The sequence below is a fragment of the Stenotrophomonas sp. CFBP8980 genome, assembly GCF_034046095.1.
In the GTDB taxonomy this organism is placed as follows: Bacteria; Pseudomonadota; Gammaproteobacteria; order Xanthomonadales; family Xanthomonadaceae; genus Stenotrophomonas; species Stenotrophomonas lacuserhaii.
The window spans coordinates 401,025-422,481 of the sequence record NZ_JAXCXF010000001.1 but is presented as its reverse complement, the minus strand read 5'-3'; the positions used below and the strand labels follow the sequence as shown (position 1 = coordinate 422,481).

General features: G+C 67.1%; 22 protein-coding genes and 1 tRNA gene. 14 read left to right on the top strand and 9 right to left on the bottom strand.

All coding sequences use genetic code 11. The features are described 5' to 3' along the window. Positions 1-25: 25 nt before the first annotated feature. The 4 genes from SOM47_RS01985 to SOM47_RS01970 all read right to left on the bottom strand — a co-directional run bounded on the left by SOM47_RS01985 (position 26) and on the right by SOM47_RS01970 (position 3,138). Positions 26-520, bottom strand: a complete 495-nt coding sequence (locus SOM47_RS01985; RefSeq protein ID WP_192083833.1) for a hypothetical protein — start codon at positions 518-520, stop codon at positions 26-28. Beyond that, complete coding sequence (locus SOM47_RS01980) at positions 517-1,914, bottom strand: PhoH family protein (RefSeq protein WP_042615182.1); 1,398 nt, start codon at positions 1,912-1,914, stop codon at positions 517-519. The genes SOM47_RS01985 and SOM47_RS01980 overlap by 4 nt, the downstream gene beginning before the upstream one ends. Before the next feature lie 85 nt (positions 1,915-1,999). Beyond that, positions 2,000-2,479 (bottom strand): peroxiredoxin, encoded by a 480-nt coding sequence (locus SOM47_RS01975; protein WP_320504618.1) that lies wholly within the window; start codon positions 2,477-2,479, stop codon positions 2,000-2,002. Positions 2,480-2,577: 98 nt separating this feature from the next. Continuing rightward, positions 2,578-3,138, bottom strand: a complete 561-nt coding sequence (locus SOM47_RS01970; RefSeq protein WP_042615184.1) for a glycine cleavage system transcriptional repressor — start codon at positions 3,136-3,138, stop codon at positions 2,578-2,580. 164 nt (positions 3,139-3,302) lie between these two features. Here SOM47_RS01970 and dapA point away from each other — a divergent pair, with 164 nt between their 5' ends. Beyond that, on the top strand, positions 3,303-4,196 hold the full coding sequence (dapA, locus tag SOM47_RS01965; protein WP_192083831.1) for a 4-hydroxy-tetrahydrodipicolinate synthase: 894 nt from the start codon (positions 3,303-3,305) through the stop codon (positions 4,194-4,196). A 28-nt stretch (positions 4,197-4,224) separates the two neighbouring features. Continuing rightward, positions 4,225-4,779: a hypothetical protein gene (locus tag SOM47_RS01960; protein ID WP_320504617.1), complete on the top strand. Its 555-nt coding sequence runs from the start codon at positions 4,225-4,227 to the stop codon at positions 4,777-4,779. 82 nt (positions 4,780-4,861) lie between these two features. On the opposite strand, the gene fdxA is transcribed toward SOM47_RS01960, so the two are convergent. Beyond that, positions 4,862-5,185, bottom strand: a complete 324-nt coding sequence (gene fdxA, locus SOM47_RS01955; RefSeq protein ID WP_042615187.1) for a ferredoxin FdxA — start codon at positions 5,183-5,185, stop codon at positions 4,862-4,864. 451 nt (positions 5,186-5,636) lie between these two features. Between fdxA and xylB the strand changes: the two genes are divergently transcribed. Genes xylB through SOM47_RS01940 form a run of 3 tightly spaced genes read left to right on the top strand, consistent with a single transcriptional unit; the run spans position 5,637 to position 9,975 of the window. Next, positions 5,637-7,181, top strand: coding sequence for a xylulokinase (gene xylB, locus SOM47_RS01950; protein ID WP_320504616.1), 1,545 nt, complete (start codon positions 5,637-5,639; stop codon positions 7,179-7,181). After that, positions 7,178-8,518 carry a xylose isomerase gene (xylA, locus tag SOM47_RS01945; protein WP_042614034.1) on the top strand — a complete coding sequence of 447 codons (1,341 nt, stop codon included), beginning with the start codon at positions 7,178-7,180 and terminating at the stop codon, positions 8,516-8,518. The genes xylB and xylA overlap by 4 nt, the downstream gene beginning before the upstream one ends. Before the next feature lie 32 nt (positions 8,519-8,550). Next, positions 8,551-9,975: a sugar porter family MFS transporter gene (locus SOM47_RS01940; RefSeq protein WP_042614033.1), complete on the top strand. Its 1,425-nt coding sequence runs from the start codon at positions 8,551-8,553 to the stop codon at positions 9,973-9,975. A 117-nt stretch (positions 9,976-10,092) separates the two neighbouring features. Here the strand turns inward: SOM47_RS01940 and SOM47_RS01935 are convergent. Next, positions 10,093-10,167: transfer RNA gene (locus SOM47_RS01935), tRNA-Glu, on the bottom strand. Positions 10,168-10,220: 53 nt separating this feature from the next. Between SOM47_RS01935 and pcnB the strand changes: the two genes are divergently transcribed. From pcnB to panC, 4 genes are read left to right on the top strand one after another with little or no spacing between them, the layout of a single operon-like run. Continuing rightward, complete coding sequence (gene pcnB / locus SOM47_RS01930; protein WP_320505046.1) at positions 10,221-11,600, top strand: polynucleotide adenylyltransferase PcnB; 1,380 nt, start codon at positions 10,221-10,223, stop codon at positions 11,598-11,600. A gap of 5 nt (positions 11,601-11,605) precedes the next feature. After that, the gene (gene folK / locus SOM47_RS01925; protein WP_042614032.1) at positions 11,606-12,094 is read left to right on the top strand and encodes a 2-amino-4-hydroxy-6-hydroxymethyldihydropteridine diphosphokinase; all 489 of its coding nucleotides are present in this window, start codon (positions 11,606-11,608) and stop codon (positions 12,092-12,094) included. A gap of 31 nt (positions 12,095-12,125) precedes the next feature. Next, positions 12,126-12,941, top strand: a complete 816-nt coding sequence (gene panB, locus SOM47_RS01920) for a 3-methyl-2-oxobutanoate hydroxymethyltransferase (protein ID WP_320504615.1) — start codon at positions 12,126-12,128, stop codon at positions 12,939-12,941. Continuing rightward, entirely contained in the window at positions 12,938-13,777 is an 840-nt protein-coding gene (gene panC, locus SOM47_RS01915; protein ID WP_042614030.1) for a pantoate--beta-alanine ligase, read from the top strand. Before panB ends, panC begins: the two co-directional genes overlap by 4 nt. Before the next feature lie 37 nt (positions 13,778-13,814). Here the strand turns inward: panC and SOM47_RS01910 are convergent, their stop codons facing one another. Further along, complete coding sequence (locus SOM47_RS01910; protein ID WP_320504614.1) at positions 13,815-14,417, bottom strand: hypothetical protein; 603 nt, start codon at positions 14,415-14,417, stop codon at positions 13,815-13,817. A gap of 171 nt (positions 14,418-14,588) precedes the next feature. On the opposite strand from SOM47_RS01910, the gene panD reads away from it, so the two are divergent. After that, positions 14,589-14,969 (top strand): aspartate 1-decarboxylase, encoded by a 381-nt coding sequence (gene panD, locus SOM47_RS01905; RefSeq protein WP_042614028.1) that lies wholly within the window; start codon positions 14,589-14,591, stop codon positions 14,967-14,969. After that, positions 14,966-16,477 (top strand): glucose-6-phosphate isomerase, encoded by a 1,512-nt coding sequence (gene pgi, locus SOM47_RS01900; protein ID WP_320504613.1) that lies wholly within the window; start codon positions 14,966-14,968, stop codon positions 16,475-16,477. Before panD ends, pgi begins: the two co-directional genes overlap by 4 nt. 220 nt (positions 16,478-16,697) lie before the next feature. On the opposite strand, the gene SOM47_RS01895 is transcribed toward pgi, so the two are convergent. Then, complete coding sequence (locus SOM47_RS01895) at positions 16,698-17,279, bottom strand: response regulator transcription factor (RefSeq protein ID WP_057508156.1); 582 nt, start codon at positions 17,277-17,279, stop codon at positions 16,698-16,700. Further along, on the bottom strand, positions 17,276-18,505 hold the full coding sequence (locus tag SOM47_RS01890) for an ATP-binding protein (protein WP_042614038.1): 1,230 nt from the start codon (positions 18,503-18,505) through the stop codon (positions 17,276-17,278). Before SOM47_RS01890 ends, SOM47_RS01895 begins: the two co-directional genes overlap by 4 nt. Before the next feature lie 113 nt (positions 18,506-18,618). Between SOM47_RS01890 and ispG the strand changes: the two genes are divergently transcribed. The 3 genes from ispG (at position 18,619) to SOM47_RS01875 (ending at position 21,432) form a co-directional block, all read left to right on the top strand. After that, positions 18,619-19,884: a flavodoxin-dependent (E)-4-hydroxy-3-methylbut-2-enyl-diphosphate synthase gene (gene ispG / locus SOM47_RS01885; RefSeq protein WP_123699359.1), complete on the top strand. Its 1,266-nt coding sequence runs from the start codon at positions 18,619-18,621 to the stop codon at positions 19,882-19,884. Continuing rightward, a complete protein-coding gene (locus SOM47_RS01880) occupies positions 19,865-20,590 on the top strand; it encodes a phosphatase PAP2 family protein (RefSeq protein WP_320504612.1) in 726 nt (241 codons plus the stop codon). The genes ispG and SOM47_RS01880 overlap by 20 nt, the downstream gene beginning before the upstream one ends. Before the next feature lie 194 nt (positions 20,591-20,784). Then, positions 20,785-21,432, top strand: a complete 648-nt coding sequence (locus tag SOM47_RS01875; protein ID WP_042614023.1) for a response regulator — start codon at positions 20,785-20,787, stop codon at positions 21,430-21,432. Positions 21,433-21,457 lie beyond the last annotated feature (25 nt).

The window sequence follows — 21,457 nt, the reverse complement described above, 5'->3', positions numbered from 1 at the left end:
CCCGCCTGCTCGATAGCATCTGCCGCTAGCCCTGTTTGCCGCCGTTGGCATGGAACTCGGAGAACGTGCCGAGTTCCGGATCGAACACCGCGCCCCAGAACATCGACCCGCCATCGCAGGCGCGCATCGCCTCGCGTGCCGGGTTGAGGCCGCTGCCATCAGGCAGCTTGAAGGCATTGACGTAGATCAGCTCGCGGCCGTCGGCCTCGATCCCCACGTACTGCCGGTCGAAGTCCTGCGGTGCGCTGACCTGGCCTGCAAGCTGCGGCAGCTGCGCCTCCAGCTGTTCGATCTGCACGCGGCTGGGCGCCCAGTAACCGGTCACCCGGCCGGCATCGCGGCCCGGGCTGGGGCGCGAGCAGGTATCCAGCACCTGCGCGGCGACCACCGGGCGGGTCACCACCCAGGACTGTCCGGTCTTGACCGCCGTGGGAATGCTGGGCGGACCCTGCACGGTGCTGCAGGCGCCCAGCAGGGCACCGGCAGCCAGTGGCAACAACACATGCGTCAATCGGTTCACAACACCTCCGAGGCGTAGTCGGCCAGGCGCGAACGTTCGCCCCGGCGCAGCGTGATGTGCGCGCTGTGCGGCCAGTTCTTGAAGCGGTCCACCGCGTAGGTCAGGCCGGACGTGGTTTCGGTCAGGTAGGGCGTATCGATCTGTTCCACGTTGCCCAGGCAGACGATCTTGGTACCGGGGCCGGCGCGGGTGATCAGGGTCTTCATCTGCTTCGGGGTGAGGTTCTGTGCTTCGTCCAGGATCAAGTAGCGCGACAGGAACGTGCGCCCGCGCATGAAGTTCATCGAACGGATCTTGATCCGGCTGGCCAGCAGGTCGTTGGTCGCGGCACGGCCCCACGAGCCTCCTTCCTGCGGCTGGGTCAGCACTTCCAGGTTGTCGGTCAGCGCGCCCATCCACGGCGTCATCTTTTCTTCTTCGGTACCGGGCAGGAAGCCGATGTCCTCGCCGACGCTGACCGTGGCACGGGTCATGATGATTTCGCGGTAGCGCTGCTGGTCCAGGGTCTGCGCCAGGCCGGCAGCCAGTGCCAGCAGGGTCTTGCCGGTGCCGGCGGTACCGAGCAGGGTGACGAAATCGATGTCCGGATCCATCAGGGCATTGAGCGCGAAGTTCTGTTCGCGGTTGCGCGCGCTGATGCCCCACACCGCATGGCTGCCATGGCGGAAATCATCGACCAGCGCCAGGTTGACCGTGTCGCCGGTGACCTTGCTGACGCGCAGCTCCACCTCGTCCTCGCCGGGCAGGTAGACGTACTGGTTGGGATACCAGTCCTCGTCTTCGTGCGCTTCCACTTCGTAATGCGAACGTCCCTTGTCGCTCCAGCTGCGCAGGTCGTTTGCGTGGCGCTTCCAGAAGTCTTCCGGCAGTTCGGTGGCGCCGGTATACAGCAGGCTGAAATCATCCAGCGCGCGGTCGTTCTCGTAGTCTTCGGACACGATCCCGGCGATGGCCGCCTTGATCCGCAGGTTGATGTCCTTGGAAACGAACACCACCGGCACGTCCGGTGATTCCTCCTGCAGGGCGAGGATCGCGCCGAGGATGGCGTTGTCCGGGATGACCTTGCCGAAGCTCTTGCCGGCGTCGAAGTGGCTGGTCTGGAAGCGCAGCTTGCCGGCGCTGTGGATGCCGCGCAGCTGCAGGCCGTTCGGTCGCTGCAGCGGGATCCCTTCGGCCAGGTTGTCCAGCCCGGACGCCTGTACCAGTTCATTGAGGAAACGGCTTACCTGGCGGGCGTTGCGGCTCGCTTCGGAGGTGCCCTTCTTGCCATTGTCCAGTTCTTCGATCACCTGCATCGGCAGGTAGACATCGTGCTCCTCGAATTTGAACAGCGCGGTGGGATCGTGCATCAGCACGTTGGTATCCAGCACGTAGATGCGCTTGCCTCGGGTCATCATCGGTTCCTGGTGGACGGGCAGGGGAAAACCACCCCGGCCTGCACGTGGGCAGGGAGGTGGCGGACGAAGTAGGCGATGGGAGTCACTGTGCCTGGGCGGCCTTCAGTGCGTGGAGCACCGCATCGGCATGGCCGGCGACCTTGAGCTTGCGCCAGGACTGCACGATGCGGCTTTCCGGTGAGACCAGGAAGGTGCTGCGTTCAATGCCGCGCACCTGCTTGCCGTACATGCTCTTCAGCTTGATCACGTCGAAGGCGCTGCACAGCGCCTCATCGCTGTCACTGACAAGCGGGAAGCGGAAACCCTGCTTGGCGCAGAAATTGTCGTGCGATTTCACTGAGTCGCGCGAAACACCGAGGACCACCGCGCCGGCCTGCTCGAACTGAGGCAGCAGGGCATTGAAATCGAGGCCTTCGGTGGTGCAGCCCGGGGTGCTGTCCTTCGGGTAGAAATACAGCACCAGCCATTGGCCGGCGAAGTCGCCGAGAGTGGCGTGGGCACCGCCGGACAGTGCCAGCGGGAGGGACAGGGTGGTGCGGTCCAGGGTGTCGCCGTTGTTCATGGGGTCCTTGCAGAGCCTGGGTGGAGCGTACATCGAGCACGCTCGACGCTACCGCTTCATGAAACATCGCACGCCCGTGACGGACGTGCGAAAAACCGTCAGAATTTCATCGGATCCATGATCGCGTCCAGGTTCAGGTGGTCGCAGAACTCAAGGAAATCATCGCGCAGCGCGGCGATGTGCATGTTCGCCGGTACGCCGATGGTGACCTGCGCGCTGAACATTTCCGCGCCGGTCTGCATCGCGCGGTAGCGGGTGCTCTGCAGGCTCTCGATGGTGATGCCCTGGCGGTCGAAGAAATCGGCCAGCTGGAACAGGATCCCCGGCTTGTCGGCGGCGATCACTTCCACGATGTAGGGCAGCAGGTTGGACTGCGCCTGCTTGGCTTCGGTGCGGTACCAGACCAGCTTGAGGCCTTCTTCGCGCTCCAGACGGGTCAGCATGGCCTCCAGTTTGGCCACCGAATCCCAGGAGCCGGTCGCCAGCGCGGTGACCGAAACATCGCGGCCCACCGTGGACAGGCGTGCGTCCACCAGATTGCAGCCGCTGTCAGCGATGCGGCGGGTGACGGGCAGCAGGGGGGACTCCGGATGCGTCGTATAGGCGTTGATCAGGAGATGGTTTTCGCTGGGCGAAGGGCGCGGAGTGGTGTCGGTCAAGGCGATTCCGGGTAATGCGTGCGTGAGTCTGAATGCCCCCAACGGGCGGGGATTCACCGGCGTCCAGCATACTTGCCCGCGCTTTCGCGCCGCAAGTAACATGCAGGGCGGCCGGTGCTCCCTGCCGTCCGGTTTCTCCCCCCTACAGCCACGAGCAGCACGCCTTGTCCCTTTCCGGCCTCATCACCGCGCTGGCGACCCCCTTCCGGGCCGACGGCTCCCTCGACACCGATGGTTGGCAGCGCCTGCTGCACCTGCAGCTGGAAGGAGGCGTGCACGGCGTGGTCGTGGCGGGCTCCACCGGCGAAGCGGCCACCCTGTCCGATACGGAGTACGACCAGCTGCTGGCCAGTGCGGTCGAGCGCATCGCCGGCCGCGTGCCGGTACTGGCCGGTACCGGCTTGTCCGGCACCGCCAAGACCATCGAACAGACCCGCCGCGCCGCCGCGGCCGGGGCGACCCACGCGCTGGTGGTGACCCCGCCCTACGTGCGTCCGACCCAGGCCGGGCTGATCGCGCATTACCGCGCCGTGGCCGACAACGGCGGCCTGCCGGTGGTGCTGTACAACGTGCCCGGCCGCACCGGCTGCGACATGCTGCCGGAAACCGTGGCCGAACTGGCGGGCCATCCGAACATCGTCGGCATCAAGGAAGCGGTGGGCGACAACGGCCGGGTAAAGGCCCTGCTGGCGCTGCGCAGCGACGGCTTCGTGGTACTCAGCGGCGACGACGGCAGCGCCGCGCGCTCGATCCAGGCCGGCATGGATGGCCTGATCTCGGTAGGCTCCAACGCGCTGCCAGGTGCTTACCGCCGCATGTGCGAGCTTGCCGCCGCCCACGATCATGATGCGACCGAAAGCTGGGACGCGCGCCTGCAGCCGTTCCATGATTTCTGTGGTGTCGAACCCAATCCGATCCCGGTCAAGGCGTTGTTGCGCCGGATCGGCATCGGCCATGACCTGCGCCTGCCGTTGCTGCCGCTGTCGGCAGCACACCAGCCCGCGGCCGAGCATCTGGCCGGCGACATCGCCGCGCTCGAAGCCCTTTCCAGCCACTGACCCCCTCGTGGCTTTCCAGGAGATTCCCATGCGTCAATCCGTTTCCACCTTCCGCGTGCTGTCCATCGCGATCCTTGCCCTGGGCACCGTCGTGGCCACCACCGGCTGCTTCAAGAAGGGTGCGCGCGGCGATTACGCGCTGGCCCCGGAAATGCGCCCGCTGGAAGTGCCGCCGGACCTGACCGCACCGGCGGGTGCCGGCAAGGCCGCCACCACCGGTGAGACCGGCTCGGTGCTGGCCTCGCAGGCGTCGCGTCCGGCCCCGGCCCCGGCCGCTGCCGCGGGCCAGGCCCCGGCCGCGCCGGCCAACAATGCGTCCGGCTTCAACGTCACCGCTGGCAAGGACCAGGCCTTCACCGACGTCGGTACCGCACTGGAGGCCATCGACGGGCTGACCATCGCCACCCGCGCCCAGTTGCTGGGTTCCTACGACGTGGCCTTCGAAGGCAGCAACTTCCTGGTCCGCGTGGTTGCCGTCAACGGCGGCTCGTACGTGTCGGCGGTCGATCCGCGCGGCCTCCCGGCTACCGCCGATGCGCCGGTCAAGCTGATCGCTGCGCTGAAGGCCAAGCTGGCTCCGTAACCCGCGCCCGCCTTGGCGGGCCTGGTGGCAGCAACGAAAAAGGGCGCCCTCAGGCGCCCTTTTTCGTTGCCGTGCGCGGGGTTCAGCGCTCCAGCAGCGGCAGTTTGTCCGGCTTGCCATCCCAGTCGCCGGCATCGGCAGGCGGGTCCTTGCGCACGGTCAGCACCGGCCATTCCTTCGCCAGTTCGGCGTTCAACCCCACGAATACTTCCTGTCCAGCCGGGACGTCGTCTTCGGGGAAGATCGCGTTGACCGGGCATTCGGGTTCACACAGGGTGCAGTCGATGCACTCATCCGGATCGATCACCAGGAAGTTGGGGCCTTCGTGGAAGCAGTCCACGGGGCACACTTCCACGCAATCGGTGTGTTTGCACTTGATGCAGTTTTCAGTGACGACAAAGGGCATGGGGGGAGGCGGATCCGTCTTTCAAGCCGCTAATTCTAGAACAGGTTGGGGTGGGGGTGGTCGAACCGGTGGTTCCGCCCCTCGCGGCTGGCTGGAACGATGCCGGTGCATGGGTCGGGCGGCGGGGCTGGGCGGGGGACGGCAGAAGCCGCTCCTGCGGGCCTCGTTTCGCGCCATCCATGGCGCTCAACGCCCCCGCCCAGCCCCACCGCCCGACCCCCTGACAGTTCCGTGCGCTGCAATTACGCGGTAGCGCCGAAGGCAGCGGCAGGAGCCGCTGCCAACGTCGCCTGCGACGGCCCGCAAGGGTGCCGGTCAGGACGACCGGCATACCCATGGTCGGCGGGAGGCGGCCGGGACCGTGGCATTTGATGCACTGCACATTGCCAAGGCAGGGAGCGGCGGCAACACTCGATGTCCATCGGTAGACAATGCGACACGGGAGTGGCGGGTGCGGCAGGAAAACAGCGGGGAAGGGGCGGTCTATCTGGGAATCGACGCGGGGACGCAGAGCCTGAAGGTGCTGGCTTACGATCCGGCAGCGCGGCAGATGGTGGGGCAGCAGTCGCGTTCGCTGGCGCTGGACAGCGCCGATGATGGCAGTCGCGAACAGGACGCGGCCAGCTGGACCCGGGCGCTGCAGGAATGCGTGCTGGCGCTGCCGGACGCGGTGCGTGCGCGGGTCAGGGGGCTGGCGGTGTCGGGCCAGCAGCACGGCCTGGTGGCGCTGGCGGCCGATGATTCGGTGCTGGCACCGGTCAAGCTGTGGTGCGATACCAGCAGTACCACCGAGTGCGATGCGATCACGGCCGCCGTCGGTGGCGAAGGCGCCTGCATCGCCGCGGCCGGCAATCCGCTGCGGGTGGGCTATACCGCCTCCAAACTGCCCTGGACGAAGCAGCACCGACCGCAGGCGTATACGGCGCTGGATGGCATCGCGTTGCCGCACGACTACCTCAATCTGTGGCTGACCGGCGCGCGCTTCATGGAGTGCGGGGATGCGTCGGGCACGGGGTGGCTGGATATCCGCACGCGGCAGTGGTCGCCGACGATGCTGGCCGCGACTGATCCGGATCGCGATCTCGCCGCGCTGCTGCCGCCGCTGGTCGCCGCGGATGCCACGTTCGCTTTGCTGCCTGCCCTGGCCGATGCACTCGGATTGCCGGCCGGGGTGCGGGTGGCGGTCGGCGGCGGGGACAACATGATGGCGGCGATCGGCACCGGTGCGGTGCGCGAAGGGCGCCTGAGCATGAGCCTGGGAACCTCGGGCACGCTGTTTGCCTGGAGCGCCAGCCCGAAGATCGATCCGCAGGGGCGCTGGGCCGCGTTCTGTGCCTCCGATGGCGGCTGGCTGCCGTTGATCTGCACGATGAACTGCACGGTTGCCACCAACCAGGCGGCCACCCTGCTCGGCCTGCACCACGGCCAGGCCGAGACGCTGCTGCAGGCCAGCGCGCCCGGCGCGGCAGGGCTGGTGCTGCTGCCGTTCTTCAACGGCGAGCGCAGCCCGGACCTGCCGCTGGCCAAGGGCGCCCTGCACGGCGTGGACCTGCACAACCTGTCCCCGGCCAATCTGTATCGCGCCGCGATGGAGGGTGCCAGCTACAGCCTGAAGCTGGGCTATGACGCGATGCGCGAGGCGGGCCTGCAGGGTGCGCGGGTGGTGCTCACCGGTGGCGGCGCCAACAGCGCCGCCTGGCGCCAGCTGATCGCCGATCTGTTCCAGTTGCCGGTCGAAGTGCCCGTGCAGGCCGAAGGCGCGGCCTTCGGTGCGGCACTGCAGGCGGCTTGGGCCTGCGCTGGCGCCAGCATGCCGCTGGCCGATCTGGTCGATGCGCACGTGGTGTTCGACCCGGCCCTGTCAGCGCAGCCCGACCCCGTCCGCGGTGCCGCATATGCGCGTGGCTACCAGCGCTTCAACCATTACCTGCAGGCCTCGCTGCCGTTGTACCGCCAGCGCCTGCCCTGGATTTCCCCCAGAGGATGTTGCCCATGAGTTCTTCGTTCTATGTTGGCCAGCGCGAGTTCTTCCCCGGTGTCGGTCGTATTCCCTTCGAGGGCCGCGACTCGGACAATCCGCTGGCCTACAAGGTGTACGACGCCGACAAGCAGATCGGCGGACGCAGCATGGCCGAGCACCTGCGCTTCGCGGTGGCGTACTGGCACAGTTTCTGTGGGGCAGGGCACGACCCGTTCGGGCCTGGTACGCGCGCCTATCCGTGGGACCAGGGCGCCACGCCGCTGGCGCGTGCGCAGGCCAAGGCCGATGCCGCCTTTGAGTTCGTCACCAAGCTGGGCGTGCCGTACTACTGCTTCCATGACGTCGACCTGGCGCCGGATGCGGACGACATCGGCGAGTACCGTGACAACCTCCGCCACATGGTGGAGATCGCCGGCGAGCGCCAGCGCCAGACCGGGGTCAAGCTGCTGTGGGGGACCGCCAACCTGTTCTCGCACCCGCGCTACATGAACGGCGCGGCGACCAATCCTGACTTCGCCGTGGTCGCGCGCGCTGCGGTGCAGGTGCAGGCGGCGCTGGATGCCACGGTGGCGCTGGGCGGCAGCAACTATGTGTTCTGGGGTGGTCGCGAAGGCTATGCCTGCCTGCTCAACACCGACATGAAACGCGAGCAGGCCCATCTTGCGCGGTTCCTCGCGGCGGCACGCGATTACGGGCGCAGCATCGGCTTCCAGGGCACGTTCCTGATCGAACCCAAGCCGATGGAGCCGATGCACCACCAGTATGATTTCGACAGCGCCACGGTGGTGGGCTTCCTGCGTGCGCATGGCCTGGACCAGGATTTCAAGCTCAACATCGAAGCCAACCACGCGACCTTGTCCGGGCATACCTTCGCCCATGACCTGCAGGTAGCCTCCGATGCCGGCCTGCTGGGCAGCATCGATGCCAACCGCGGCAACCCGCAGAACGGCTGGGATACCGACCAGTTCCCGACCGATCTGTACGATGCGGTGGGCGCGATGCTGGTGGTGCTGCGGCAGGGCGGTTTCGGTGATGGCGGGCTCAACTTCGATGCCAAGGTCCGTCGCGAATCCACCGATCCCCAGGACCTGTTCATCGCCCACATCGGCGGCATGGACACCTTTGCCCGCGGACTGGAAGTCGCCCATGCCCTGCTCACCGCGTCGCCGTTGGAGCGGTGGCGCGGCGAGCGCTACGCCAGCTTCGACAGTGGCGCTGGTGCGGCTTTTGCCAATGGCCAGCTGACCCTGCAGGATCTGTGTGCACACGCGCAGCAGGCCGGCGAGCCTGGCCAGCGTAGCGGACGGCAGGAAGCGTATGAGAACCTGCTCAACCAGTACCTGCTGCGCTGAGCGGCAGGCGTCCATCGCAACCGGGTAAACCCATGTCCACAGCGATATCTGCTTCCTCCGGCACGCAGGGCGAGAACACCGCCTTCATCGTGCTGATCAGCTGCGTGGCCACCATTGGTGGCTTCCTGTTCGGCTTCGACAGTGGCGTCATCAACGGCACCGTCGACGGCCTTCGAAGTGCGTTCAATTCCAGCGAAGCCGCGCTCGGCTTCGAGGTGGCTTCCATGCTGCTGGGGTGTGCCATCGGTGCGTTCCTGGCCGGGCGGCTCGGTGACCTGCTGGGACGGCGCAGCGTGCTGATCATCTCGGCGGTGTTGTTCCTGCTGTCGGCGCTGGGGGCCGGTGCCGCACACGCGTCATGGCTGTTTGTCACGGCGCGCGTGATCGGCGGGTTCGCGGTCGGCGCGGCCAGCGTGATGGCCCCGGCGTACATCGCCGAAGTGGCCTCGGCGCGCTATCGCGGCAAGCTCGCCACGGTGCAGCAGATCGCCATCATCAGCGGCCTGTTCGCAGCCTTCCTGAGCAACTTCCTGCTGGCGCGCGCGGCCGGCGCGTCCACTGAAGTGCTGTGGCTGGGACAGGAGGCATGGCGCTGGATGTTCTGGATGCAGGCCATACCTTCGCTGCTGTTCCTGGCGTTGCTGCTGGTGATCCCGGAAAGCCCGCGCTTCCTGGTGGCCAAGGGCCGCAGATCGGACGCCTTGTCGGTGCTGACGCGCTTGTACGGCGCGGTGGAGGCGCAGGCCAAGCTCGGTGAAATCGAGTCCAGCCTGGCCCAGGACCAGCACCGGCCTTCGTTTGCCGATCTCAAGGACAAGGCCACCGGCAAGCTGCGCGGCATCGTCTGGGTGGGCATCGGGCTGGCCGTGCTGCAGCAGCTGGTCGGCATCAACGTGGTGTTCTACTACGGCGCGGTGCTGTGGCAGGCGGTGGGCTTCTCCGAAAACGATGCATTGCTGATCAACGTGCTGTCCGGTGCGCTCAGCATCGGCGCGTGCCTGGTGACGGTGGTGCTGATCGACCGCATCGGCCGCAAGCCGCTGCTGTGGGTGGGCTCGGTCGGCATGGCGCTGTCGCTGGCGTTGATGGTGGTGGCGTTCTCCAGCGGCAGCCTGGTCGATGGCAAGCTGCAGTTGTCCGATGGCATGGGACGGCTGGCGCTGGTCGCAGCCAACGTCTACGTGGTGTTCTTCAACATGTCCTGGGGCCCGGTGATGTGGGTGATGCTGGGCGAAATGTTCCCCAACCAGATCCGCGGTTCGGCGCTGGCCGTGGCCGGCGCGGCGCAGTGGACCTCGAACTTCGCCATCACCGTGACCTTCCCGATCCTGTTGGCCGGCATCGGCCTGGCCGGTGCGTACAGCATCTATGCGGTGGCCGCGTTCCTGTCGATCTTCTTCGTCTTCCGTTATGTGCGCGAGACCAAGGGCAAGGAACTGGAACAGATGGAAGGCTGACCTGTGCCGCAGGTCCGGCGCTTCGGCGCCGGGCCTTCGGCGGCCGGCCTCGACCCGCAGCGCACAGGCACAAAAAAACCCGCTCATGGCGGGTTTCTTGCTTCCTGCTGCAGTGACTGGTGCTCCCTAGGGGACTCGAACCCCTGTTTTAGCCTTGAGAGGGCCACGTCCTAACCTCTAGACGAAGGGAGCGTTTGAAGTGTCACTGCCGGGGCAGGCGCGCTAGTATATGCATCTCGATGCCATTGGGCAATCCCGAAACTTCAACCGGAAGCGCCAACATCATTCCCTCCGTGACAACCCCGATAAGCCTGCGCGTGATCCCGCGCGACCAGCACACCATCTCGCGCAAGGACATCAGCCCCAACGCCGTGCGCGTGCTGTACCGCCTGCGCGATGCCGGCTTCGGCGCCTACCTGGTGGGTGGCGCCGTGCGCGACCTGCTGGTCAATGGCCACCCCAAGGACTTCGACGTGGCCACCGACGCCACGCCCGAACAGGTCAAGCAGCTGTTCCGCAACTGCCGCCTGATCGGGCGACGCTTCCGCCTGGCGCATGTGGTGTTCGGCCGCGAGATCATCGAAGTGGCCACCTTCCGCGCCAACATCGATGACGGCAGCGGCGACCGCGAGATGGAAAACGGCATGCTGGTACGCGACAACGTGTACGGCTCCATCGAAGACGATGCCATCCGCCGTGACTTCACCTGCAATGCGTTGTACTACGCGATCGAGGATTTCTCGGTGCGTGATTACACCGGCGGATTCGAGGACGTGCAGGCCCGCCTGATGAAGCTCATCGGCGATCCGGAACAGCGCTACCGCGAAGACCCCGTGCGCATGCTGCGTGCCGTGCGACTGGCCGGCAAGCTCGGTTTCCAGATCGAGGAAAAGACCGCCGCGCCGATCCCGCAGCTTGCCAACCTGCTCAACGAAGCCGCCCCGGCGCGCCTGTTCGAAGAAGTGCTCAAGCTCTTCCTGGGCGGACATGGCGTGGCCAGCTTCGAAGGCCTGGAGCGTTACGGCCTGTTCGATGTGATGTTCCCGGAAAGTGGCAAGGCGCTGCGTTCCAACCGCAGTGGCGCGCTGCGCCGCATGCTCATCGAAGGGCTGGCCAACACCGACCAGCGCGTGGCCAACGACGAGCCGGTGTCGCCGTCGTTCCTGTTCGCGCTGCTGCTGTGGCCAGCGTTCTGCCGCACCCAGGCCACGCTGCTCAAGCAGGGTGTGGCCGAAGAAGAAGCGCAGCGTCGCGCCGCTGACCGGGTGACCCTGCACCAGCTGACCACCATCGCACTGCCGCGGCGCTTCTCGCTGCCGATGCAGGAGATCTGGCTGTTGCAGGCGCGCTTTGGCTCACGCCAGCGCAAGCGCGTGTTCCGCACGTTGACCCACCCGCGTTTCCGCGCGGCGTTCGACTTCCTGATCCTGCGCCAGGTGGCTTCCAGCGAACACGCCGGCGACGTGGCGTTCTGGCGCGAAGCCCAGCAGCAGTCCGGCCGTGAGCTGGAAAGTGCGCTGGACGATCTGCATACGCATGACGCTGAAGAGGTGGGCGACGAGCCGCGCAAGCGCCGTCGTCGCCGTCGTCGCCCGGGTGCCCCCGGCGCACCGGCTGCCGAGTAAGCGGCGTGGTCAGGGCATGGATCGGCCTGGGCGCCAACCTCGGTGACGCCGCCAGCACGGTCAGTGCGGCGATCGAGGCGCTGGACGGCCTGGCCGGTACCGAACTGACCCGCGCTTCGCTGCTGTATGCCAGCCCCGCCTGGGGCAACCCGGACCAGCCGCCGTTCGTCAATGCGGTGGCCTGCGTCCAGACCGACCTGCCGCCGCTGGCCTTGCTCGACGCCCTGCTGGCGCTGGAAACCGGCTTCGGTCGGGTGCGTGATCCGGCCGTGCACTGGGGCCCGCGCCTGCTGGACCTGGACCTGCTGCTGTATGGCGACCAGGTGATCGACCTGCCGCGCCTGCAGGTGCCGCATCCGTACCTGCACCAGCGCGCGTTCGTGCTGGTGCCGCTGGCTGAAGTAGCGCCGGACCTGGTGATTCCCGGGCAGGGTCGCGTGCGGGATGCAGTGATGCAGGTAACGGCCAGCGGGATCGTGCCGATAAGGAGATAATGGGGCGGTTATCACCCCCGGTTATTTCCTGATGAGCACCCACGCAGACAGCAAGCCCTGGACCGTCCCGGCGCTGGCCGAGGCCAAGCGCAATGGCCAGAAGCTGGTCATGTTGACCGCCTACGACGCCGGTTTCGCCCGTACCTTCGACGCCAACGGGGTCGATCTGATCCTGGTCGGCGATTCGCTGGGCATGGTCGTGCAGGGGCACGATTCGACCCTGCCGGTGACCGTGGCCGAGATGGTCTACCACACCGGCGCGGTGGCCCGCGTGGTGCAGCGCGCGCTGCTGATCGCCGACCTGCCGTTTGGCGCCGACGCCACCCCGGAACGTGCCTTCGATGCGTCGCTGCAGCTGCTGCAGGCGGGCGCGGAGATGGTCAAGATCGAAGGCGCCGGCTTCAAGCTGGATATCATCCGCCACCTGGTGGAGCGCGAAATCCCGGTATGCTCGCATCTTGGACTGACTCCGCAGTCGGTGCTGCGCCTGGGCGGCTACCGCGTGCAGGGCCGCGGCGATGCCGCCCGCCAGCTGGTGAACGACGCAAAGGCCGTGGTCGCCGCCGGTGCCAGCATGGTGGTGCTTGAATGCCTGCCCACGCCGGTTGCCGCCGAGGTCACCGCCGCCGTTGCGGCGCCGACCATCGGCATCGGGGCAGGCCCGCAGTGCGACGGACAAGTGCTGGTGATGCATGACATGCTGGGCCTGGACAGCGGCCATCGCCGGCCGAAATTCGTCAAGGATTTCCTTGCCGAAGGCGGTTCGGTAGCCGGCGCCACCCGCGCCTACGCCGATGCCGTGCGCAACGGCACCTTCCCCGACACCGAGCACGCCTACGCCTCATGATCCAGACCATTACCGAACTTGCCCAGCTGCGCGCGACCGTCAGCGGCTGGAAGCGCGAAGGCCTGCGCGTGGCGCTGGTGCCTACCATGGGCAACTTGCATGCAGGCCACTATTCGCTGGTCGCGCTGGCGCGGCAGTACGCTGATCGCGTGGTGTCCAGCGTGTTCGTCAACCCGACCCAGTTCGGGCCGAACGAGGACTTCACCCGCTACCCGCGCACGCCCGAGGCCGATACCAGTGGCCTGGAAGCGGCCGGCTGCGACGTGCTGTGGCTGCCGACGGTGGAATCGATGTATCCGTTCGGCGTGGAACTGGCGGCCAACGTCAGCGTGCCCGGCATCAGTGGGCTGCTCGAAGGCGCGCATCGTCCTGGTCACTTCGATGGTGTGTGCACGGTAGTGTCGCGCCTGTTCAACCAGGTGCAGCCGGACGTGGCCGCTTTCGGCAAGAAGGACTACCAGCAGCTTGCGGTGATCCGCCAGATGGTGGCCGACCTGGCTTTCCCGATCCAGATCGTCGGCGGGGACATCGTGCGCGAGGACGACGGCCTGGCGATGAGTTCGCGCAACCAGTACCTGGACGGCGTGCAGCGCCCGGCTTCGACCACCATCCATCGTGTGCTGCAGGGCATGCGCGAGGGCTACATCACCGGGCTGTCGCGTGAGCGCATCGAAGCCGATGCGGCCGCTGCCCTGCAGGCCGCGGGGTTCCAGGTGGACTACGCCGCGCTGCGTACGCCGGACCTGATCGAGCCACCTCACGAGGGCGGGCCGCGGGTGGCGCTGATCGCCGCGCGGCTGGGCAGCACCCGGCTGATCGACAACCTTGAGTTCTGACACCCAGGCTACGAAACGGGGTCCTGACCGCTCTTCTCTACAGCTGTTCGAGCGCCCGTCGGACCAGGCCCTCGCGGTACCAGGTCCTATCAGGGTAGACCGGCTGCCCGCAGGCTATCCGTGCTTCATGGATCTGCACTGCGATCTCCATCGCCCTGGTTGATTCCAGATCGAGCCTGGTCGGCTCGGGCGGCGCATCGGCCTGCCCGCTGCCGGTCGCCGCAACGGGAGCAGCACCGCACACGCAGTAGCGGAAGCCGCTGGCCACTGACCTCGCCTTGTCCGCCTGTTCGGCTTCGGCCCAGGCCGCCTGCGCCAGCTTTGCCTCCAGGTTCGCGATCCTGCGCAACATCGGGTGCGCGGCGTAGATCCCGGTGGCTGGAAACTGCAGCGCATCCTTTGCCTTGGCCGTGGCCGTGGCCTTGGCCTTCGCCATGGCCTTGCCCTCCACCGGCGCAGCGGCCGGCGCCTCGGCGCAGCGCTGCAGCGGCGCGGCCGTCGGTCGGTGCCGGTTGCGTACGGCAACCGAGCGCAGCGGTCTCCGCCGGGGTTCTGCGGGGGCATCGCCGATCCGGCTGGGGCCGGAGAAGCGGCGGACAAGCTGGTCGAAATTATTGGCACGGCTCAGGGTGGCGAACATGGAAACTCCTCGATGGAAGGCCCAGTTCACCGTACGGGGCGCCATCGCGCTTGCGGGAATCGTGCGTGGCGGACGGGAGCTGAACCGCTGCCTGACCGGCGCGGGATGGCCCTGTCGCCAATCCGCCCGGTGGTAGAATTGCGGCTTTCCTCACCCGTACCACCTGCTGCCATGCACCTGTCCCTGCTGAAGACCAAGATCCACCGCGCCACCGTCACCCATTCGGAGCTGAACTACGAAGGGTCGATCGCGATCGACGACAACCTGCTGGCGGCCACGGGCATCCGTGAGTTCGAGCAGGTGCACATCTGGGACGTCACCAATGGCGCCCGGTTCAGCACCTATGCCATCCGTGCCGAAGCCGGCAGCGGCGTGGTCTCGCTCAATGGCGGCGCCGCCCGTCACGTGCAGGTCGGCGACATCATCATCATCGCTGCCTTTGCCACGATGAGTGAGCAGGAAGCAGACAGCTTCCGGCCGAAGCTGGTATATGTGGACGGCAACAACCAGATCTCCCATACCAACGACAGCATTCCGACCCAGGCCGCATGACAACGAACAACGGACTCGACACGCTTCACTCCCATGCCCAGCGCCTGCGTGGCGCGCGCATCCCCGACCTGTTCGCGGCCGAACCCGGCCGGGTAAAGGATCTGGCACTGCGGGTCGGTCCGTTGTACGTCAATTTCGCACGGCAGAAATACGATGCCGCGGCGCTGCAGGCGCTGTTGTCGCTGGCTGCCGAACGCGATGTCGGCGGCGCCATCGCGCGCCTGTTCCGCGGCGAGCAGGTCAACCTCACCGAAGGCCGCGCCGCGCTGCACACCGCGCTGCGCGGTGATGTGGTCGATGCGCCGGTGGCTGCCGATGCCTATGCCACCGCGCGCGAGGTCCGCCAGCGGATGGGCGAGCTGGTGCGCGCGCTGGAAAACAGCGGCGTCACCGATGTGGTGAGCGTGGGTATCGGCGGCTCGGACCTGGGTCCGCGGCTGGTTGCCGACGCCCTGCGTCCGGTGGATGGCAGCTGCCTGCGCGTGCATTTCGTGTCCAACGTGGATGGCGCCGCCATGCAGCGCACGCTGGCCACGCTGGATCCGGCACGCACTGCCGGCATCCTTATTTCCAAGACCTTCGGTACCCAGGAGACGCTGCTCAACGGGCAGATCCTGCATGACTGGCTGGGCGGCAGCGAACGCCTGTACGCGGTCAGCGCCAACCCCGAGCGTGCGGCCAAGGCCTTCGACATCGCCTCCAGCCGCGTGCTGCCGATGTGGGACTGGGTCGGTGGCCGCTATTCGCTGTGGTCGGCGGTCGGTTTTCCGATCGCGCTGGCAATCGGCTTCGAGCGTTTCGAAGCCTTGCTGGAAGGCGCCTCGCAGATGGACGCGCACGCACTGGATGCGCCGCTGGAGCGCAACCTGCCGGTGCTGCACGCCCTGACCGATATCTGGAACCGCAACGTGCTGGGCCATGCCACGCACGCGGTGATGACCTATGACCAGCGCCTGGCGCTGCTGCCGGCCTACCTGCAGCAGCTGGTGATGGAAAGCCTGGGCAAGCGCGTGCAGCGCGATGGCCAGCCGGTCGCCAGCGATACCGTGCCGGTGTGGTGGGGCGGGGCGGGCACCGATGTACAGCACAGCTTCTTCCAGGCGCTGCATCAGGGCACCAGCGTGATCCCGGCCGATTTCATCGGTTGCGTGCGCAGTGACAATCCCTACACGGTCAACCACCAGGCGCTGCTGGCCAACCTGCTGGCGCAGACCGAAGCGCTGGCCAATGGCCAGTCCAGCGACGATCCGCACCGCGATTATCCCGGCGGCCGGCCGAGCACGTTGATCCTGCTCGATGCGCTGACCCCGCAGGCGCTGGGTGCGCTGATCGCGATGTACGAACACGCGGTGTACGTGCAGTCGGTGATCTGGAACATCAACGCCTTCGACCAGTTCGGCGTGGAGCTGGGCAAGCAGCTCGCCGGGCAGCTGCTGCCGGCGCTGCAGGGCGAGGCGGTGGACATCACCGATCCGATGACCCGCGAAGTGTTGGGCCTGCTGAAGTAAAACCCGGGCGCGGTCGCCATCCCGGCCGCTGCGCTCGCCGAGCATGGCTCGGCGCTACAGAATGGGCGCCCCCGCGGTACCGGTAGTGACGGCCGCTGGCCGTCAGGATCCTGGTGGGTGACGGCCGCTGGCCGTCAGGTCCTTGGTGGGTGACGACCGTTGGTCGTCACGCCGTCCCCCGGCCGCTGCGCTCGCCGAGCATGGCTCGGCGCTACCGTGCCTACCGCGAAGGCTCCGGGCTCGGCCGCTTGGCCAGCTTGCGCTGCAGTGAACGCCGGTGCATGCCCAGCAGGCGCGCGGCGGCTGACACGTTGCCACCGGTCTCATGCATCGCCTGCTGGATGTGCTCCCACTGCAGCCGGCTGATCGGTGTCATCGCATCGGGCAGCTCCAGCTCGCCGTCGTCGTCCGGGCCGTCATCTTCTTCGCCCAGTGCGCGCAGGATCATCGGCACCGTGGCCGGCTTGGGCAGGTAATCGTCCGCGCCCAGCTTGATCGCCTCCACCGCGGTAGCAATGCTGGCATAGCCGGTCACCAGCAGGATGCGCATGTCCGCGCGCAGCGCGCGCAGCGGCTGGATCAGCGCCAGTCCGGACTCACTGCCAAGCTTCAGGTCGATCAGGGCGAACGCCGGCGGCTGCTGCCGGGCCAGCAGCAATGCGCTTGCCGAATCCTGCGCCGTACGCGTTTCCAGCCCTTTGCGCGCGAGGCTGCGCTGCAGGGTGCGCAGGTAGAGCTCGTCATCATCAACCAGCAGGCCATCACCGTGCAGCGAGGCCGGGGTGGGGAAGGGCGTGTTCATGGGGTTTCCTCGCGGGGGACCAGGGGGATGCGGAAGCCGACGCGGCTGCCGGCGCCCTGCGCCGGACGCATCCACATTTCACCGTGCAGGCGTTCGATGGTGGCGTGGGAAAGGGCCAGTCCCACCCCCATGCCTTCGCTCTTGCTGGAGCTGAACAAGGTGCCGGGCAGTACGGCCTTGCGGGTGTCGAAGCCGGGGCCGAAGTCGCGCACCTCGCCGACCAGATCTTCGCCCTCGATGCGCAGCGACAGCTCCACTTCCGCGCGCCCGACCTGTTCGCCGGCTTCGGCGGCGTTGTTCAACAGGACCATCAGCAGATGGCCCACGCCGGCGTCCAGCGGCCGGGTCAGCGGGGCGTCGGGGTTGCGGGTGAGGGTGATGGTCGGGCGCACCAGCCGCCACTGTTCCAGCACCTGCAGGGCGGTGGACGGTCCGCGGCCCGGGGCATCCGGCGACGCGGGCGCGGCCAGCGCCAACACCCGTTCGCGGCACTGCACCAGCAGCTCGCGCAGGGTTTCCACGTCGTCGCGCACGTCGGTGCTTTGGTTCTGTTCGGCGATGTCGTCGGCCAGCAGGGTCATGGTCGCCAGGGGCGTATTGAGTTCGTGGGCGACCGAGGCCGCATGGGTGGCCAGTGCGACGATGCCTTCGTTGCGTGCGAAGCGCTCGCGCAGCAGCGACAGTTCGTGTTCGCGCTGGCGCAGGGCGATCGCCAGCCGGGTGGAGAACGCCAGCACCACCGTCACCGAGATCAGGAAGTTGGCCACCACGCCCCATTGCTGCAGGACTTCCGGCGCAAAGTAGCCGCCTGCGGGCAGCGGCAGGCCGAACGCTGCGCTCACGCAGTAGCCGATCAGGCAGGCAGCGGCCACCGCCAGCGTCCAGCGTGCCGGCAGAGCGAGCGCCGCCAGGGCGATCAGGATCAGGAACAGCGAGCCGAACGGGTTGGTGATGCCGCCACTCCAGCCGACCATCCAGGTCAGCACGGTCACATCCACCAGAATGTGCCCGAATGCGGTCACCGGGGCGGTATCGGTGCCATGGACGCGCAGCTGGGCGTAGGTGTTGAACAGCGCCAGCACGGCCACGCCGGCCCACAGCGGAACCTGCGGCAGCGGCAGCCCAAGCACCCAGGTGGCGACCAGGATGGTGGCCGCCTGGCCAGCGGTGGCCAGCCAGCGCAGGCTGCACAGGGTCTGCAGGAAGGGGGCATCGGGGGAGGTCATGATGGCCATCGTATGCGTTGCCCGCGTGTACCGCCTGCGACAATCGGCCGCACATGCCACCGCGGCTGAATGGGAGTCACCCGACGGTCGCGCAGCAGCGCTAGAATATTGCGATGCATGACGCCGTTTCCCGACCGACACCGCCCGCCGAGCCCACCTCCTGGCCGCGCCGACTGACCCAGCCTGTCCGCATCGGCGGCGTGGTGGTGGGCGGTGGCAAGCCGGTGGTGGTGCAGTCGATGACCAACACCGATACCGCCGACGTGGCGTCCAGCGTCAAGCAGGTCGCCGAGCTGTGGCGGGCCGGTTCGGAAATGGTGCGCCTGACCGTCAACAACCCCGAGTCCGCCGCGGCCATTCCGCGCATCGTCGACAAGCTGGCGATGATGGGCATCGAGGTGCCGCTGATCGGTGACTTCCATTACAACGGCCACCAGCTGCTGAGCGCTGAGCCGGCGTGTGCCGAGGCACTGGCCAAGTACCGTATCAATCCGGGCAACGTCGGCTTCGGCAAGAAGAAGGACCTGCAGTTCGCGCAGCTGATCGAGTTCGCGATCCGCTACGACAAGCCGGTGCGCATCGGTGCCAACTGGGGCTCGCTGGACCAGTCGCTGGCGGCCCGGCTTATGGATGAGAACACCCAGCGCGAACAGCCGTGGGATGCCGGCCGCGTGCTGCGCGAAGCACTGATCCGGTCGGCGCTGGATTCAGCCGAAACCGCGGTCGAACTCGGCCTGCCACGCGACCGCATCGTGCTCTCGGCGAAGGTCAGCGGGGTGCAGGAGCTGATCGCGGTGTACCGCGATCTTGCCCAGCGTTCGGACTTCGCCCTGCATCTGGGCCTGACCGAAGCCGGCATCGGCAGCAAGGGCATCGTCGCTTCGGCGGCGGCGCTGGCGGTGCTGATGCAGGAAGGCATCGGTGACACCATCCGGATCTCGCTGACGCCCGAACCGGGCCAGTCGCGGACCCAGGAAGTGATCGTCGCCCAGGAGCTGCTGCAGACCACCGGGCAGCGTGCGTTCACCCCGCTGGTCACCGCCTGCCCGGGCTGTGGCCGCACTACCTCCGAGTTCTTCCAGGAGCTGGCGAAAGTGGTTCAGAACCACGTGCGCGAACGCATGCCGCTGTGGAAGATCGAACATCCCGGGGCGGAGAACATGACGCTGGCCGTGATGGGCTGCATCGTCAATGGGCCGGGTGAGTCGCGTCACGCCAACATCGGCATTTCGCTGCCGGGTACCGGTGAGGCGCCCGCCGCGCCGGTGTTCGTCGATGGTGAAAAGAAGATCACCCTGCGCGGCGAGAACATCGCCCAGGATTTCGTCAAGCTGATCGACGACTACGTCGAACAGAACTATGTCCGAAACGCCGGATAAGCCCGGGATGCTGGCCGGGTCGGAGGAAGAGGCTGCCGGCGTCCGGCACTGGCTGTCGCGCAACGCCTGGCGGTTCGTGCTGCTGTTTGCCGGCGTGCTGTTGCCGCTGGCGGTGTTCGTCGAGCTCGCCGAAGAGGTGCATGAGTTCGAGGCCTTCCATTTCGACGCGCCGTTGTTGTGGCGCCTGCACGGCTGGCACGGGCCGGTACTGGACCAGGTGGTGGTGATCATCACCCGGCTCGGCTACGAGTGGTTCCTGATCCCGGCCGACGTGGTCATCGTGGCAGCGCTGTTGTGGTTCAAACGATGGCGCGAAGCCGCCTTTGCCGCCATCGGCTTCGTCGGCTCGGCGCTGCTGAACATGGGCAGCAAGCAGTTCTTCCAGCGTGACCGGCCGAGCCTGTGGGAATCGATCGCACCAGAATCGACCTACAGCTTCCCCAGTGGCCACGCGATGGGGTCGATGACCTTCGCCTGCGTGGCCGTGCTGCTGGCCTGGAACACCCGCTGGCGCTGGCCGGTTGCCGTGCTGGCGCCGCTGTTCGCGGTGCTGGTCAGCGTGTCCCGGGTCTACCTGGGCGTGCATTACCCTTCCGACATCCTGGCCGGCTGGTGCGCTGCGCTGGTCTGGGTGGTGGGGTGTTACCTGGTGATGTTCCGCCAGCGCCGACCGTGGCGCCGGGGTGCAGATGTTCCGGTGGCGTGAATGAATCATAAAGATCGGATCGTTAGTAGGCTATATTGATCCCGAACGTGGATTCACGGCGGACCTTCGAACGCGGAGCCGGGGCAGTGTGATTCCGGCCGCATTTCGGAACCTGCTGTCGGGTATTGCGCTTGTGGGACCTCTTCCCGGTACCTACCGTGGAAGTCGGAAGCGGTAGTGAAAGGGGAAGATGCATGACGATTCGTGTCTATCTGGTGGATGACCACGCGCTGGTCCGCACCGGCATGAAGATGATCCTGTCCGGCGAAACCGATATGGAGGTCATCGGCGAGGCGGAGTGCGGCGAAGACGCGCTGCGCGAAATCCGGCAACTGAAGCCGGATGTGGTGCTGTGCGATCTCCACCTGCCGGGCGTCAGTGGGCTGGAAGTGACCGAACGGATCGTGCGCGGCCAGGAAGCCACGCGGGTCGTCATCGTGTCGGTGCTGGAAGACGGGCCGATGCCCAAGCGCCTGCTGGAAGCCGGTGCATCGGGCTACATCAGCAAAGGCTGCAACGCGCAGGAACTGCTGCGCGCGGTCCGCGATGCGTCACTGGGACGGCGTTACCTGGGCAGCAACATCGCGCAGAACCTGGCCCTGTCCACGGTGGAAGGCAGCGCCTCGCCGTTCGACAGCCTCTCGCCGCGCGAACTGGAAGTGGCCCTGCTGCTGACCCAGGGGCTGCGCCAGGAAGACATCGCGCGCCGGCTGAGCCTGAGCGCCAAGACCATCAACACGCACAAGGCGCGCCTGTTCGAAAAGATGGGAATCCACGACAACATCGCACTGGCCCGCATGGCCAGCCAGTACGGCCTGGTGGACCCGGCACGACCGATGTAATCGCGATGGGTGGTGGGTGATGGGT

Bases quoted from the DNA above. Each gene is read 5' to 3' on its own strand.
- xylA (WP_042614034.1), top strand. From the start codon at position 7,178: ATGAGTTCTTCGTTCTATGTTGGCCAGCGCGAGTTCTTCCCCGGTGTC.
- panC (WP_042614030.1), top strand. From the start codon at position 12,938: ATGATCCAGACCATTACCGAACTTGCCCAGCTGCGCGCGACCGTCAGC.
- SOM47_RS01880 (WP_320504612.1), top strand. From the start codon at position 19,865: ATGTCCGAAACGCCGGATAAGCCCGGGATGCTGGCCGGGTCGGAGGAA.
- fdxA (WP_042615187.1), bottom strand. From the start codon at position 5,185: ATGCCCTTTGTCGTCACTGAAAACTGCATCAAGTGCAAACACACCGAT.
- pgi (WP_320504613.1), top strand. From the start codon at position 14,966: ATGACAACGAACAACGGACTCGACACGCTTCACTCCCATGCCCAGCGC.
- SOM47_RS01980 (WP_042615182.1), bottom strand. From the start codon at position 1,914: ATGACCCGAGGCAAGCGCATCTACGTGCTGGATACCAACGTGCTGATG.
- SOM47_RS01890 (WP_042614038.1), bottom strand. From the start codon at position 18,505: ATGACCTCCCCCGATGCCCCCTTCCTGCAGACCCTGTGCAGCCTGCGC.
- SOM47_RS01960 (WP_320504617.1), top strand. From the start codon at position 4,225: ATGCGTCAATCCGTTTCCACCTTCCGCGTGCTGTCCATCGCGATCCTT.
- panD (WP_042614028.1), top strand. From the start codon at position 14,589: ATGCACCTGTCCCTGCTGAAGACCAAGATCCACCGCGCCACCGTCACC.
- SOM47_RS01940 (WP_042614033.1), top strand. From the start codon at position 8,551: ATGTCCACAGCGATATCTGCTTCCTCCGGCACGCAGGGCGAGAACACC.
- SOM47_RS01910 (WP_320504614.1), bottom strand. From the start codon at position 14,417: ATGTTCGCCACCCTGAGCCGTGCCAATAATTTCGACCAGCTTGTCCGC.
- SOM47_RS01975 (WP_320504618.1), bottom strand. From the start codon at position 2,479: ATGAACAACGGCGACACCCTGGACCGCACCACCCTGTCCCTCCCGCTG.
- SOM47_RS01895 (WP_057508156.1), bottom strand. From the start codon at position 17,279: ATGAACACGCCCTTCCCCACCCCGGCCTCGCTGCACGGTGATGGCCTG.
- SOM47_RS01875 (WP_042614023.1), top strand. From the start codon at position 20,785: ATGACGATTCGTGTCTATCTGGTGGATGACCACGCGCTGGTCCGCACC.
- panB (WP_320504615.1), top strand. From the start codon at position 12,126: ATGAGCACCCACGCAGACAGCAAGCCCTGGACCGTCCCGGCGCTGGCC.
- ispG (WP_123699359.1), top strand. From the start codon at position 18,619: ATGCATGACGCCGTTTCCCGACCGACACCGCCCGCCGAGCCCACCTCC.